Annotated in this window: 12 protein-coding genes and 1 tRNA gene; 5 read left to right on the top strand and 8 right to left on the bottom strand. The window is 49.1% G+C overall.

Features of this window, described 5'->3' with window-relative positions; genetic code table 11:
• Positions 1 to 5 precede the first annotated feature (5 nt).
• Positions 6 to 93 (top strand) — tRNA-Ser (locus AC128V_RS00545).
• A 369-nt stretch (positions 94 to 462) separates the two neighbouring features.
• Here the strand turns inward: AC128V_RS00545 and AC128V_RS00540 are convergent.
• From AC128V_RS00540 to AC128V_RS00520, 5 genes are all read right to left on the bottom strand, one after another.
• Positions 463 to 1,470 (bottom strand): LacI family DNA-binding transcriptional regulator, encoded by a 1,008-nt coding sequence (locus tag AC128V_RS00540; protein ID WP_482762732.1) that lies wholly within the window; start codon positions 1,468 to 1,470, stop codon positions 463 to 465.
• 48 nt (positions 1,471 to 1,518) lie between these two features.
• Positions 1,519 to 2,859, bottom strand: a complete 1,341-nt coding sequence (locus tag AC128V_RS00535; RefSeq protein ID WP_482762731.1) for an ADP-ribosylglycohydrolase family protein — start codon at positions 2,857 to 2,859, stop codon at positions 1,519 to 1,521.
• A gap of 6 nt (positions 2,860 to 2,865) precedes the next feature.
• Positions 2,866 to 3,729, bottom strand: a complete 864-nt coding sequence (locus AC128V_RS00530; RefSeq protein WP_482762730.1) for a carbohydrate ABC transporter permease — start codon at positions 3,727 to 3,729, stop codon at positions 2,866 to 2,868.
• Positions 3,717 to 4,583, bottom strand: a complete 867-nt coding sequence (locus tag AC128V_RS00525) for a carbohydrate ABC transporter permease (RefSeq protein ID WP_482762729.1) — start codon at positions 4,581 to 4,583, stop codon at positions 3,717 to 3,719. The genes AC128V_RS00530 and AC128V_RS00525 overlap by 13 nt, the downstream gene beginning before the upstream one ends.
• Before the next feature lie 67 nt (positions 4,584 to 4,650).
• Positions 4,651 to 6,033, bottom strand: coding sequence for an ABC transporter substrate-binding protein (locus AC128V_RS00520; protein ID WP_482762728.1), 1,383 nt, complete (start codon positions 6,031 to 6,033; stop codon positions 4,651 to 4,653).
• 93 nt (positions 6,034 to 6,126) lie between these two features.
• On the opposite strand from AC128V_RS00520, the gene AC128V_RS00515 reads away from it, so the two are divergent.
• On the top strand, positions 6,127 to 7,065 hold the full coding sequence (locus AC128V_RS00515; RefSeq protein ID WP_482762727.1) for a ribokinase: 939 nt from the start codon (positions 6,127 to 6,129) through the stop codon (positions 7,063 to 7,065).
• A 48-nt stretch (positions 7,066 to 7,113) separates the two neighbouring features.
• Here the strand turns inward: AC128V_RS00515 and AC128V_RS00510 are convergent, their stop codons facing one another.
• Positions 7,114 to 7,581 (bottom strand): hypothetical protein, encoded by a 468-nt coding sequence (locus AC128V_RS00510; RefSeq protein ID WP_482762726.1) that lies wholly within the window; start codon positions 7,579 to 7,581, stop codon positions 7,114 to 7,116.
• Positions 7,582 to 7,676: 95 nt separating this feature from the next.
• On the opposite strand from AC128V_RS00510, the gene AC128V_RS00505 reads away from it, so the two are divergent.
• Both AC128V_RS00505 and AC128V_RS00500 read left to right on the top strand, forming a co-directional pair.
• Positions 7,677 to 8,027: a PadR family transcriptional regulator gene (locus AC128V_RS00505; RefSeq protein WP_482762725.1), complete on the top strand. Its 351-nt coding sequence runs from the start codon at positions 7,677 to 7,679 to the stop codon at positions 8,025 to 8,027.
• A complete protein-coding gene (locus tag AC128V_RS00500) occupies positions 8,024 to 8,941 on the top strand; it encodes a hypothetical protein (protein WP_482762724.1) in 918 nt (305 codons plus the stop codon). The genes AC128V_RS00505 and AC128V_RS00500 overlap by 4 nt, the downstream gene beginning before the upstream one ends.
• Before the next feature lie 47 nt (positions 8,942 to 8,988).
• On the opposite strand, the gene AC128V_RS00495 is transcribed toward AC128V_RS00500, so the two are convergent.
• Positions 8,989 to 10,101 carry an SIR2 family protein gene (locus AC128V_RS00495; RefSeq protein ID WP_482762723.1) on the bottom strand — a complete coding sequence of 371 codons (1,113 nt, stop codon included), beginning with the start codon at positions 10,099 to 10,101 and terminating at the stop codon, positions 8,989 to 8,991.
• 112 nt (positions 10,102 to 10,213) lie between these two features.
• Here AC128V_RS00495 and AC128V_RS00490 point away from each other — a divergent pair, with 112 nt between their 5' ends.
• Positions 10,214 to 14,056 (top strand): DEAD/DEAH box helicase, encoded by a 3,843-nt coding sequence (locus AC128V_RS00490; RefSeq protein WP_482762722.1) that lies wholly within the window; start codon positions 10,214 to 10,216, stop codon positions 14,054 to 14,056.
• On the opposite strand, the gene AC128V_RS00485 is transcribed toward AC128V_RS00490, so the two are convergent.
• The gene (locus AC128V_RS00485; RefSeq protein ID WP_482762721.1) at positions 14,040 to 14,492 is read right to left on the bottom strand and encodes a hypothetical protein; all 453 of its coding nucleotides are present in this window, start codon (positions 14,490 to 14,492) and stop codon (positions 14,040 to 14,042) included. The two genes, AC128V_RS00490 and AC128V_RS00485, sit on opposite strands and share 17 nt — an antisense overlap.

The raw sequence follows: 14,492 nt of genomic DNA, 5'->3' as shown, positions 1-14,492 counted from the left end.
CCCTCGGAGAATTCGCCTAGTGGCCTATGGCGCCAGCTTGGAAAGTTGGTTGGGTGCAAGCCCTCGGGGGTTCGAATCCCCCATTCTCCGCCAGCAACTCCCTTGATTTAGAGCCTGAGAAGGCACTTCTGAGAGGGAGTTTTTGTTTGATTGTGCAAGTGTGTGTGCAAATGGTTACTAGGTTTGCACTGGTGTCGGCTCAAGTATTGGACGACTTGCTTGCTTCGATGTGGATAGCCGAACCTGATCTGCTGTTGCTCTCCGGATTTCCCAAGATTTTGTGTTGCCTGGATTTGCAAACCAGGCCAGAAACGGGTCGGTTCAGAATAGAAATGTGTATTTCAGGCGCCGTAACTGCAGTGAAACAAAGACCGTTGAGACATGTTCGTGGACACCCTAAATTGCGAAATGTAGTCGATTGTTGATCCAAAGTCTGAAGGCCTCAGATTTTGATCACCCAACTTATCTAGCAGGTGCTGCCGTGCTAGCTCGTTCAATGAGTTGACAGTTCATGACAATGTGCGCAGGTTCGGAGTTCGGCTCAGCAATCTTCCTAAGAAGCTCATTTAGGGCAATCTCAACAATTTCTTGAGCAGGCTGCATCACTACAGTCAAGGGCGGAGAGGTGAAGCGAGAGGTAGCACTGCCATCAAAGCTTATGACTGACATTTCGGAGGGTACTGAAATACCCCTCTCCGAGAGTGCAGCAAGTAATCCTTGAGCCTGAGCATCCGAAGCAACGAAAACAGCGGTGGGTTTCAAATTCGTCATATCAATAAGTTCTGCCGTTGCGTCCCAGCCCCCCTGGGCCGTATAGGGAGCTCTCACAATGAGGGAATCAGAATCACTAAACCCAGATTCCTGCTGGGCTAAACGCCAACCGGAAATACGCTCGTCACTGGTTGGAACTTCCTGTGGACCAGATAGGCATGCGATTGTTTCGTGACCGAGCTGGTGAAGATAGTGAACCGCTTTCCTTGATTCGAGTTCGTTATTCACGTGAACACTCGAAACTCTCGACCGCTCGGAAATATGGTCAATTACCACGATAGGAACTTGGTCTCTTCCTAGGGCTTGCAGAGACTCGAAGGCGGAGGTCGACAGAACTATCAATCCATCCACCTGACGATCAAGAAGCCCACGAATGCTTCCGATATCCTGTTCACGATCATTGCGGGATATGGAAATTTGAATCGAATATCCGAGTTCCGCTGCTTGTTCTTCGATTTGATCAGCAAGTTCAGCTAGATAAGGGTTGACCGGCGAGGGCATTATCATTCCGATTGTCTTTGTTGCCCCTCGCCTTAGGCCAGCAGCAAGAGCATTCGGCGTGTAGCCGAGCTGTTTTACCGCGGCAAGTACATTTAATCGAGTGGGCTCTGAGACGTGACGCGGGCCTCCGTTTAGCACGTAGCTGACTACCGACGGCGATACTCCGGCCAAGGCAGCAACGTCTGCGCGCTTTACCAATTGCCCACCTCTATGAAACTAATTGGATAATCAGTTAGGTCTTGTTGCTTAGTCTACATCAAGCCCTAGAGTCGCCACTTTTCCCACTCTCCAGGCAACGGAGTCCAGGGAAAGATCATGAAAACCCGCAAGCGCGCTATGTAGTTTGTCCTGAAAGGGGGAGATCCAGCTCTCTTCCAAATTCCCTTCGCCGAAATAAACGCCAAGGATTGCACCTGCTGCAGAACCAAAACTATCTGTGTCGTTGCCTTGGTATAACTGAATTTTCAACCCTTCTGAAATACTGCCAGCGAAGCAAACTGAGTTAACAACTGTTCCAATTTCCTGGAAAATTTTGCAATGACCGAAGTCTCCATACCTCCCATGAATCAACTCATAGGCAGATTCCCAAGTTGGCGAATTCATGACGGAGTCGATAGCGTATGCGATCGCCTCATGTAAACGTGACTTCTGAGGGATGAACTCTAAAGCGCGGCGGAATATTGCCTCAGGGTTCTTTTCAACAAAGGCTATGGCTATTGCCGAGGCAAGATACATTGATCCATACACACCATTTCCCCTATGAGTCATCGTCGCATCCCGCCAGGCCAGGCTTGCCGCCTGAAGTGGGTCTCCGGGGGATGCATATCCATAGATATGCGATCGGATCAATGCGCCACAAAGTTCAGAACCTGGATTAAGCGAGTCTGCAAAACCAGCTACTTCAATTTGAGGATTGTCGTCGAGCCCCATCTCCATTGCGTAGCGACTCAGAAAAAGCCTTTCCGGCCCCCAGGTAAATCCAAGCGGAAGTGAATCCCGCCAGATTGCTGCAAGATCGGATTGCGCGAAGTCGGGTCCGAACTTTTCAAGAAGAACAAGGCCGACGAGGGTGTAGTTGATGTCATCATCTGGTGGAACGTTTCGGAGGTTCTCTGCAAACGAAACCGGGGCGTCTTTATGCAGGAAATCCAATCCGCCGTTCTCCACAATTGTTTTTGAAATGTAACCCTGAATTGGGAACTGGTTCGACTTTTCCAAAGCGTTGATGAGGGATTTTGAATCAAGATGAACTTCAACTGGCTTACCTAAAACGCACCCCACAACAGAAGACAGAAAACCTGCCCTCGCCCGGTGAAAAACGTCAGATGCCAACAAAGCTGGAACCGGCGCCGAACTTACGAAACTACTCTGCTGGAGAATCAAATCAAGAGCGTTAGGTTCGACGTACTTCCAGGATTCCCTTAGCGGGCGCTGTTCTATCTCTTGCCCAAGCTGAAAAAGTTTTTGGTAATCGTCAGGGGTGCTCTGCAACTTCTCCAATAGCCCTGAAACATCGTAACCCGAAAGTGATTTTGAGCTGACAAGTGCCTCAAAATTTTTGCGTAACACTCGAAAAGATGGATACATCAAAACTTACGACCCCGCTAATCCGCTGGAAGTGATTCCGCTGACAAATCGTTTGTGAAGAACCAGAAAGGCCAGCATCATGGGGGCCAGCATCATCATCCCGGCAGCTGCTTGAAGCGGGAAATTTGTGCTGAACCCATTCCGGAAATTGAAAAGGCTGGTTGAAATTGGCATAAGTTCCGGGCTTTGAATGAACATCAATGCAAGGAAGAACTCGTTGTAAACAGCTAGACATGCCACCAATGAAATGGTTAATATCCCACTCCAGACGAGGGGTAGCGTCACAGACAAAAAGACCTTGAATTCACCAGCGCCATCAACTCTGGCTGCATCCTCGTAGTCTCTCGGAATGCCAATCATGAATGATCGCAGTAAGAGAGTCGCAAATGGAGCGTTCACGGCAGTGTAGATAATTACCAGCCCTAGATGAGTGTCATAAAGACCAAGTCTGGACCAAACGAAAAACAGCGGAACGAGAAATAGTTGGATTGGCAGTGAGTTCAGCACCAATAGATACAGAATCAAAGTTCCGGATTTTGGAAAATCCAACCTTGAGAGCGCATAGGCGGCCATGGTTGAAACAATCGCGATCAGCAATACACTGCCGACCACCACCGCCACCGAACTTGCGAAACCTGTACCGAAATTCCCCACGGTCCAGGCATCAAGATAATTTTGCCACTTGGGGTCCGATGGAAGACCCAGCGGGTTATTTGCAATCTCCACTTGAGTCTTTAGCGAATTCCATACAGTAACCAGCAATGGCACAGCTGAAAAGACAGCTAACAAACCCAGAACCGTGAAACGTGCAACCTCGATGAGGGTATTTTTTGGACTCAGGGTCTTCCTTTTTGTTTTTAAATTTCCCACTTGAGCCTCTTTCTGAGCGACAAATAGATACCAACTACAAAAAGGCTGATTAGCCCCATGAGGACTCCGATGGACGCGGCATAACCAGCTTCTCGCGACCAAAAGGCCGATTTGTAGAGAAGGGTCCCCAACACTTCGGTCTTTCCCGCAGGACCGCCCCCGGTCATGATGAAGATGTAATCAAAAATGAGAAATGACCAGATCACGGTCATGAGCGCAAGAAACATGATCGTTGGTCGAATTGCTGGGAGTGTGACGCTAATCAGTTTTCGGAAGGCGCCAGCACCATCAAGTTCGGCTGCCTCGTAAAGGCTTGGATTGACAGATTGCATGGCAGCAAAAAAGACCATCATCAGAAAGCCCCACCACTGCCAAATGTTTGCCAATGCGACTGCATAAAGAGCGGTGTCCCCATTGCCCAATAGGTTTGGTGTGTCCGCTCCGGCCCCAAAAAGAAGTGGGGAAAGACCGAGCGTTGGTGAGTAAAGAAAACTCCAAACTGAGGCAGACACCACAGTCGAAACAATGTACGGGGTAAAAAATACCAACCGAAAAAAGGTCCCCGCTGCTGGCGCTCGAAGGACCAAGTAAGCGCCGAATAGCGCGAGCCCCATTGGCACTATTAGAAAAATGAGTGTCCACACGAGGTTCCTGAGAATGGCCTGATGAACCACATCATCTTGGAGTAGACGGATGTAGTTATCGATTCCGATCCATTTCGGTTGTCCAAGTCCAGACCAGGAAGTGAAGGATAGGAATACATTGCTCACGGCTGGCAGGAATACCACTACACCATTGACTGTAAGCAGCGGTAGCAGATAGAACCAACCGATTCGAATTTGTTTCTTTTGCATGTTTTTGCTCCATGGCCCTGTGAGTCCAACCCAAGAGGATTGGACTCACGTGGCCCCTAAGGATCGATTAGTTACTCGGGTTAGGCCTTGGTGGCACTAAGCCCTCAGCAAGCTCTTGCGCAAAGAGCGCATCGAGGCCAGCCAGGTAGTCTTCAACGGAGAGGTCTCCGACGATGACTTTATCCATCTCTTCATATAGGTATCTATTGCTCTTTGGGGGCCAGAAGGTCCAAGTTAGGTACCCAATGGTTTTTGCATCGGCAATCGTCTGATACAGACTGGCAACACGCGGATCAATGTCGGCTGGGAAATCGGCAGCATCGAACATCAGCGGCATAGGTGCCACACCGATAGCTGCTGTCTTGGCCAGCTGAGCCTTCGGATTCTGGATGAGCCAGTTTATGTAGGCCGCTGCACCATCCGGATTCTTGGTGGCAGCGTTCACGGCGATTGTTCTTCCAATCCCGATCGAAACTGGTGGCTCAGAAACCCGGTCTGACAGCGGTGGCACTAGAGACCAGTCCCACGACTTTCCCTGTCCATCTTCAGGAAAGTACTCTCCGACGTTGTTGAACGCCCATGAACCGGTCCAGTAGGTACTAGCGGTATCAGTGGCAATCGAGTTGTACAACTCTTCAACCGTTGTTGAGAAGTACATTTCCGACCCGCCGCCCATCGCCTTTGAGTCGAACCAGCCCTTCATAGTTGTGATTGCGTCCACAAACTCAGGATCAGTCCAGGACTTATTTCCAGACAGAGCCTCATAGACCGCTTCTGGTCCGGCAACGTTATTAAGAACAACACTGAGCAAGTGTTCGGTGGTGGGTGCCCAGCTCTTGTTACCGGTCGCAATGGCAGTCATTCCTGCATCCTGTGACTGTTGTACAAAGGTGTCAAAGTCTGAACGATTTGATGCCACGGACCAACCATTTGCCTCAAAAGTCTCCGGGCTGTAGAGCATCAACATTGTCTCGTAGGTCTCTGGTATCAGATAAAGATTCGCTTCTGAATAACCTGTTTCTAGTGCCCAAGGTTGAATCTTGTCATTCCAGCCAAATTCCTCCGCGTACTTATTGAGAGGCAACAGCTGTCCAGCTTGAATGTAAGCAAGGGCGTTTGAGGGACCCGCTGTGTAGATGATGTCGGGGCCTTCACCTGCTGCAACAGAAGCCTGCTGAAGCTGTGCGGCGGTGTTCCAGTCTCGGTAGCTAACTTCGACAGGGTTTACCGGATTAGTGGCGTTGTAGGCATCCACAAAATTCTCCTGGATGTAGGTTTGCTCGGCATCTGAGGTGATCGGACGCCACATGGTTATGACTTCGCCCTGCGCGGCATTGCCTTCGCCTTGCGCATCAACGTCAGCCATCGGAGCAGTGCAACCAGCCAATAGGGTAATCAGTGCGGTTATCGCGGCTGACTTCAATCCCGAGGCGGCAAGCTTTGGTTTCATGATTACCTTTCGTTTAAAGTTACTCTTAGTAAATTACGTCAACACGTGTTGGGCAATTCGTGTTGAGTCTAGACTAATTGGAATGTCAAGCAGTTGGAGAATGGAGCACTATTGGTAACGAACAGGTCACAATTTCCAGACTCAGCGAACGAAGGCTCGGTCGACATCTTGGTAGTTGGATCGGTCAACATCGACACAACAACCTATGTAGATCACTTTCCGAACCCGGGTGAAACCTGCACTAGCGATGAGAATAGGGTGTCGCTTGGGGGGAAGGGTCTAAACCAGGCCCTGGCGGCCGCCATGACTGGAGCCCGAGTTGTACTTGTTTGCTCTGCCAACCCAAATGACATTGACTCCATTAAGCAAGCGACCCGCCACTTATCCAACCTGACTCTCGAGATTCAGCCGTCTTCCCATTCAACTGGTTCAGCGTGGATTTGCGTTTCCCATACCGGAGAAAATTTCGTAATTGTAAATCCAGGGGCAAACCAAATGCTGACCCTCGACTTCCTAGAAGGCAGTATCAAAAAACACGCACCTCCGCTCGTTATGCTTCAAGGCGAAATTTCCTCCAAAGCCAACAGCAGGGTGATGACGCTCTGCCAGGAATTGAACATTCGCGTTGCCCTGAACCCCTCTCCGATGCGCGAAGGGGACAGCTCCCTAATCGAATCCTGCGCTGTACTGCTTCTGAACAAGCACGAGGCTTCAGAGTTAACAGGAAGAGAAATCCTCTCCCCGGCTGATGCAACTGAAGTTGCAAACAACTTGGCAACCAAGAATAGGACTGTAGTGATAACTATGGGATCGGAAGGTTCAGTTTTTGCCGGCCCCCTTTTCTCTGGTCTCGTGCCAGCCTGGAAAGCGTCAAGCATAAAAGACACAACAGGTGCGGGAGATAGATTTGCGGGCATCCTTTGCGGCTGGCTCGCTAAGGGGCAAGGACTTCAAAGCTCGTTGGTTCGGGCAAGTGAAGCTGCTGGGAAACTTTGTGAAATTCTGCAAGCCAACGAACTGCGGCTTTCATAAACTGGGCCGGTAAAATTGGATTTCGCACTATGGCACCTGGACCCAAGTTCAATCAATTAGTTTCAGATCCTGATTGACTGTTGTTGCCCCTACTGCGAGGAGGCCAAGGAGCCAAACCAATCCCGAGAAGGCTAGGAGCACAAGCAGTATGAAGAGGGGCGCTCCAGGACCCTCAAAGCCGGTGGGTTCAACAGGCTCAAGATTGAAGGGCCACTTGTTGTACCAAATTCTGAAGGCAAGAAAAGATCCGCCAACCGCTGCCATGTTTGCGGTAGCCGAAACGATGACAGACCAGACGTTGATCACAACGGGGAGCTTTTTAGTCAGGATCAAGCCAATAGCCCAAAAAGCTATTGCCCCTGCCACGAAAAGGATGCCAAAGGATTGAATTACCTGGATTGGTCCGATCTTTTGAACGATGAACGGATCAGCCAAAAATCCGACGAGCACCACCACCGCACTTGCAAACACATGAAGCTCACGCAGCAGGTGCGACTCAGGTCTGCCAGTTGTCATTTTCCCCCTTGGTGAAATCTTATTCCGCGACACGCGGACCTCACTTGACACTACTCTGTATTACACAATACTCTTGATTACATAGGAGGTGTTCTTTGGACACTACACAGCTACTCAAGGGAGCCTTGGATCTAGCGATTCTTGCCGTGATCAGCGTCGAGGACCAGTACGGGTATGAGATTGCAAAGCGACTCAGGGACTCTGGCTTCACTGAAATTGGGGATGCTTCGGTCTATGGCACCCTCCGCAGACTGGAGGGTTCAGGCTCACTAAAGAGCTACTTCATGGAGTCTGAGGATGGCCCAAATAGGAAGTACTACTCGATTACAAAGCCGGGTCAGATTGAGCTCGCGAGCGCCGAAAAGACCTGGACAGATTTCTCTAAGACCATGACATCACTCCTCGCGGAGTCAACGCTAGAAAACAAGAAGGGGGCTACAAAATGACCAACAAAGTTCAAAACCGCCTAGTGGAAAAGTTCATTTCTGAAATTCAAAATTACCTTCAGGACCTAGGACCGGAGCTTAGGGAAGACATCCTCCGAGAGGTTAGGGAAAACCTAGAGGCACGTGCCGAGGATGAAAGCGGAGAGCTTTCTCTACCTAACTCACTGGAGTATGCAAATGATTTGCGTCAAGCAGCTGGCTTGGATCCTGTGGCGCCTCAAAAAAGAGTTTTCAAGGACTTTGTTGCGGGAATTCAAGAGCGACTTGACGCTAGCCCAGTTGTAAAAGCCGTGCGGAATTTCCTGAGACCGTTCAAGCCGCTGTTCTGGATAGCAATCGGTATCAGCACCTTTGGCTTCATCCAGCTCTACATCCTTGGCGACACCCATTACTTCGGAGTTCCCTCCAATCTTGAAGAGTGGCTTTTGTGGACTGCGATAATCCTTGGTTCGGTATGGGTGGGATCCGTAAACTTTGGGCCACTCCTGCGTCGTGTTAGAGCACTTGCGGTGCTAACGACATTCATTCCGATGGTGATTATGTTTCAGGGCATCACATACGGCGTAGTTACGACGATCGACGAGCTGGTGAATGGCAACCCTGCGCTTCGAACCACCGGCCTCATTTACAACGGCTTTCCTGTGACCAACATCTTCCCCTATGACGTCGAGGGTAACTTGCTACAAAATGTGCGATTGGTAGACGACATGGGGAGGCCCCTTGATTCCTCCGCAAAGAATCTCACCACCCCTGTGAAGGTAATTTCAGAGTCTGGCCAAAGCCTGGATGGATTTTTGAGACCATTTCGCCTATCCACGGGTGACGAGGTCTGGAACCAATATCCCCTCCTTGGATCCTTGCAACTGGGCGGCCTTGGAGTTCTGCTAGTGGAAGCGCCCATCAAAATTGAATAGGAGCATAAGATGCTGAGGCATGGGCCTGTGCCAGTCCGAAGCTCGTTCTAAATCCCAGACTTGAAGGAGTGCCACTTCTCAGAGTGTGGCATTGCGCGGATTCCTTTTCCGATAATCGTTAGGTTCAAATTAAGAGTTACCTTGTTGTGTAATGATCTGGATAACGCGTCCCTGATGTACTTCGGGCTAATTTGCCGACCTTTTGTCACGACCAGAATTTTCACTTCAGTGCCCCTTCCCAGAACCTCCAACGCGAGTTTTTTGTTCAACTCAGTATCTCTGAAGGAATAGCCAATTATCAGTATATGGCTCGCCTCCTCTAGTGACTTCTCAAATGTTTGATAGGCAAACTTGAATGGCTCCTCCTTGATCAATTCACTCTTATCGGAAGTGTTGGTCAGCACCACCACAGGCTTGGCATTGATAGTTTTGGCAAGCACTTTGTCGAAGAGTTGGAGCCCTCGGAGATCTGCATTTCGAATCTTAACAACTTCAGACTTACCGAGTGCACGCCAAAAAAGAGTTGATCCGTGAAGGTGAATCAATCTAATGCGGCGGTCAGGCGCATTTTCCCAGTCATTTCTCAACAAGTACCCGGCCAGTCGAGAATTTCCCACCCTGAGACGGACTGATACCGGCAAACTACCATCACCCATGTCCAACAATTGCTGCCGATAATTTGAGACAAGAGCTGTCAGAAGTATTGAGTCATAATTCAGATTTGCGATGTCGATTTTGTCGAAGTTTGTGTCCATGAGGGTACTTAGAAAAGCATCTACGATTTGAATTCCCGATCCGACATTTGATGCGAATTCATCAATAGTCTGCAGGATGACCGCTATCCCAATTTCGCTCATTCGATTTACAAATGAGTTTGTCTCGCTTATCGCCTGAAGAAGGCCCTCGTCCCCAGACTTTACGACTGAAGCCAAATCTTGAAGAGTTGCTAGAGAGGCATTTTGATGGTGCAGGGCACCAACTAGCTCCTCGAAATTAGCCTCCGACGAGTTTGAGTGGCGCTTTGCTATGGCTAGCAATGCGCTGGCGTATTCTGCTCCAGCAGTTCTTCGGTTTTGCAGCCTGGAAAGGATCTCCTGAGTCAATTTAGAGAGTTCGAGTTTTGGATTAGCGGCAACACTGAGGCCGTTACCAGTGATCACCAATATTCGACTCAAAAGCCCCCCCGTTCTTGCATAAAGCACCGCGCTCGCTTCAACAGCAACGCTAATTCAATAAGGTCATACCTTCGGCATAGACTCTTGATTTGTAGTGATGAAGTTTTCGCTTGGGGGTGCATTTTTGAGATTCGATGAGTTTCTGTCAGAACTGACAGCATCCCCGAAGGGCAAGGGTTTAGCTTTCGAGCATGCTATCGAGTGGTGGCTAACTAAGGATTCTTATTGGGGATCTTTGATGGTGCCACAGAGTGTCTCGCTCTGGGAACGATCTGAGCTCCGAGACGGGGTTGACATCGGGATAGATCTGACCGCACGTGACAGATTCGGAAACAATTGGGCTATACAGGTCAAGAACTGGAGTCAGGACCGATCCCTTCCTAAATCGGAAATAGACAAATTCCTATCTGCATCCAACACCTCCATTTTTCAGAGGCGATTGCTCATCACGACAACTACATCAATATCTCCTAATGCCCTTCGGGCCTTGCAGAGTCAAGAGAAGCCTGTAGTGCTTTTGGACTTTGAAGGTTTGAGCCAATCAGAAATTTGGGGTGAATTCCTCACGCGTCACAAAAATATTCCTCAGGTACAACCTAAAGTGCTTTTACCTCATCAAGCCGCTGCAGTCCAAGGGGTAACAAATTCTTACCTCGAAGGCGCGTCACGCACTCAACTGATAATGGCTTGCGGGTCCGGTAAAACACTAACTGCGCAACGTATTGCCGAGAAATTAAATTCAAGTTGCACCCTGGTACTCGTTCCTTCCCTTTTGCTTCTGCAACAAACTCGACTCGACTGGCTTAAAGACAGGGAAAAGGACTTCCAATCGCTTGCGGTTTGCTCAGATGAAACAGTGGTCATCGATCAGCCCAGTCACAGAACGGTAGAGCTTCCGTTTCCCGTCACCACCGACAGCTTGGAGATAGCCAAGTTTCTGGCACAGGACGGCACAAAGGTTATCTTCTCCACATACCAGTCTTTCGAGGCAATTTCCGCCGCCATCGGTAGCGTTGAATCAAAAATTGACATGGTTATCTGCGATGAGGCGCATAGGTTGGTTGGAGCAAAAACCAACTCCTTCGGAAGAGTACTCAAAGACGAGTCGCTGACAAAAAGTCGCTATCTCTTCATGACAGCAACTCCAAAGTACTTCGTGCCTCACAACGTAAGTGGGTCAGATGGTGAATCCAACGAAGTCGTGTCAATGTCAGACACAGAGATATTTGGGAAAGTTTCTTACTCCTACAGTTTTGCTTCTGCAATCAGAGACGGCCGGTTGGCTGACTATAGATTGATTATTTCTGCTGTAACGGATTCTCAGGTGCTCGGCGCGATTCATGAGCGGAGATTGTTTTCAGCAGCAGAATCAATAATCGATGGGGAGCTTCTAGCCTCTCATTTTGGGCTGGCAAAGGCAATGAGGGACTATGGAATCCGGAGCCTGATTAGTTTCCACTCCAGAATCAGTAGGGCGCAAGACTTCGCAGAGACACACTCTGATTTATTCCATGAGTACCCGATGTACTTTGCGACTGGTGATTTGTCTCTCTCTACCTGCTTAACTGGTTCAGATACGTCGGCCAGAAGAAAACAGACTCTCTCAAAATTAGCAACTCTCAAGAGCACAGAATTTGGGCTAGTCAGCAATGCAAGATGTTTGACCGAGGGGGTCGACGTCCCGAATCTTGATGGAATTGCCTTCATTGATCCAAAATCCAGTCAAATTGACATAGTTCAAGCGATTGGGAGGGTGATTCGGAGGGGTGCCAAGAATAAGGACATTGGGTATATCGTCGTACCAATATTTGTTAGCGAATCTGAGATCAGCTCAGGTGAGATTCCTGCTGGCCGATTCAAGGCGGTAATTGAGGTCATAAATGCTCTCCGTGCCCATGATGAAGGTCTGGTAATAGAGCTTGACTCAGCCAGACGGAAACTCGGGGCGCTTCAAACGACGGACAATGGGTTTCCGGCTCGAATCACCCTTGACCTTCCCAGCGAAATTCCAAGCGAATTTGCTGAGAAAATTCAAACTTTCCTAATTCGTGGTGCGAGCCAAAGTTGGGACGAGAATTTTGGCCGCCTACAGAGATTCTTCCAGCTAAACGGCCACATCAAAGTACCGAGCGATTCGAAAGACAACGATTTAACGACACTTTATACCTGGATGTCAACCCAACGAGCTTTGTATTCGAAAGGCCAACTGCGGGACGACAGGTGTAAGTCACTGGAGAACCTGACAGGTTGGACTTGGGACCCCTTTGATGCAGCATGGGAGGCAGGTATCGCTGCACTTCGAAAGCATCTTGAAAGCGGAGGCAGCTCAACGGTTCCGCGAAACTATAAGGTAGACGGAGTTAATCTTTTCAATTGGATCCGACTCCATCGAAACAAGAGTCACAGGCTGACGTCGGAGAGAAGAGCCCAACTGGATGCCCTCCCGGGCTGGCAGTGGAATCCTTTCCAGGATCAGTGGGAGTCTCGTTTCGTTGAACTAAGAACCATTCTCCTGAATGGATCCGATTTGACGCTCAAATCGGTGACAGAACCCCAACGTTCTCAAATTCGAGAATGGCTGACTTATCAACGGAAACATCGCTTTACCCGCCTGAATCAGGAACAGAGGGGAAAACTTGAGTCCCTACCTGGGTGGAATTGGGCACCACTGGATCACAACTGGGAAGCCAAGTTCGCCCTACTAAAGCAATATGTTCAGGAATTTGGATCGTCAAGAGTTCCCGCCAACACTACATATAAAGGAGTCAGATTAGGGGCTTGGCTTGCCCAGCTCAGGGGAAAGCGTGAAAAGCTCGATAACCTAAAAATCGAGAATCTGGAATCGCTACCCGATTGGACCTGGTCACCCCTTGAAGGCGACTGGGAAGATAACTTTAAGAGTCTGGAGCGTTGGATTGTCAACAACCCAGATTGTTCCGTCACTTCTAGTCTGATATTTGAAGGAAAAAGACTCGGGGAATGGCAGCTTCGTCAGAAGAAAAATAGGGGGTCCCTAGATCCGAATCGCATTTCTCGCCTAGAGTCCTTGCCAAATTGGACATGGGATTCGTCTGACAATTGGTATGGCAAATTTGAACTCCTTAGGCAGTTCTTAGTTGAGTCCGAGGGAGAGCTTCCCAAGCTATCTGTCAAGTACAGAGGGCTCGCAGTGGGGGCATGGTTGGATCGCCAACGTCGTCGCTTTGCGGATCTCGAAGAAGACAAGAAGACACTCTTGGCCAACTTACCGGGATGGAACCGTATTAGTGGCAGAGCCATAAATGAGTCGAGTGCGACAACTACGGAATCGTCTCGCCTGATGTCGATTGCTGAGTTTCAAAAACATTCCGAATGGAATCGCAAAATAGGCCTTTTACAGTCATATGTGTCTGAGAATGGCACCTCTAATATTCCAAAGAGCCAGCAGTTCAGGGGCTTTGAGCTCGGGATGTGGGTTAAGTACATTCGATCCAAACGATGGGAGCTTGAAGAATCTCAGCGTGCGGAATTAGAGCAGCTCCACGGTTGGACCTGGGACCCTCTTGAGTCCAGGTGGTTGGAGAGGTTCGAAACTCTTCGTGACTTCTGCGCGGTACACGGAACCGCAAGAGTTCCTCAAGGTGTTACCCATTTGGGCCAACCATTAGGAACATGGGTTAGTTATCAGAGGAAACACAAGGACGAACTAGACGACGTGAAAGTTCGCTCGCTGGAAAATCTCCCTGGATGGACTTGGAATCCCAAAGAAGATGATTGGCAACTTGCGTATGAGATTTTTGCGCAGAACCCAGAATTATCCTTTGCTGGTCGCGAAGGACGGGAAATAGTGATAGATGGAGTTGGCATAGGTGCTTGGCTCAGAACGCAACGTTTGAATTTTGACAAACTGTCCCCTGAAAAACAGGCTGCTTTGCGCTCTCGACCTAATTGGGTTTGGTAAACGTGCCGCTCTTTAGCAATTGCGCGTCAAGTGGGTCTAGAAAAAGAGCTACCTGTTCAGCTAACCTACGATGCCTTGTGGTTCTAAGCCATCTGAAGAACTCGAAGCCTTTGAGTAAACCTTGCTCCCATCCATGAATTTCCGAAATGCGGTCCAAAAGTCCCGTTTCCAGATTTGGTGTGCCCAGCAATTTGATGACAAAGAGGCTGTCTTTCCCTTTTCTAAATGCTCGAAGTTGGCCAAGATTTATCTGATCTCTGTTAACTAAGTGAAAGTTTGCATAATTCAGATCTTCAGTCACTCTCGCCCAATTTGCATTCGCTAATTCAGTCGACATGAAATCAACGGAGTGCAATATTTGCTCAGGAAGCTTGGCTTTGACTCCGTCTTGCCTAAAACCGGAAAAACTCGTCATTTTTTTCAGGTTACCGCTCAT

This window comes from Aquiluna sp. (assembly GCF_965064355.1).
The sequence above is the reverse complement of the archived record's forward strand: the minus strand, read 5'-3'. Positions and strand labels throughout refer to the sequence as shown.

Excerpts from the sequence above, each read along its gene's own strand:
- AC128V_RS00525 (WP_482762729.1), bottom strand. The coding sequence starts at position 4,583 with ATGCAAAAGAAACAAATTCGAATCGGTTGGTTCTATCTGCTACCGCTG.
- AC128V_RS00485 (WP_482762721.1), bottom strand. The coding sequence starts at position 14,492 with ATGAGCGGTAACCTGAAAAAAATGACGAGTTTTTCCGGTTTTAGGCAA.
- AC128V_RS00535 (WP_482762731.1), bottom strand. The coding sequence starts at position 2,859 with ATGTATCCATCTTTTCGAGTGTTACGCAAAAATTTTGAGGCACTTGTC.
- AC128V_RS00490 (WP_482762722.1), top strand. The coding sequence starts at position 10,214 with ATGAAGTTTTCGCTTGGGGGTGCATTTTTGAGATTCGATGAGTTTCTG.
- AC128V_RS00500 (WP_482762724.1), top strand. The coding sequence starts at position 8,024 with ATGACCAACAAAGTTCAAAACCGCCTAGTGGAAAAGTTCATTTCTGAA.
- AC128V_RS00510 (WP_482762726.1), bottom strand. The coding sequence starts at position 7,581 with ATGACAACTGGCAGACCTGAGTCGCACCTGCTGCGTGAGCTTCATGTG.
- AC128V_RS00520 (WP_482762728.1), bottom strand. The coding sequence starts at position 6,033 with ATGAAACCAAAGCTTGCCGCCTCGGGATTGAAGTCAGCCGCGATAACC.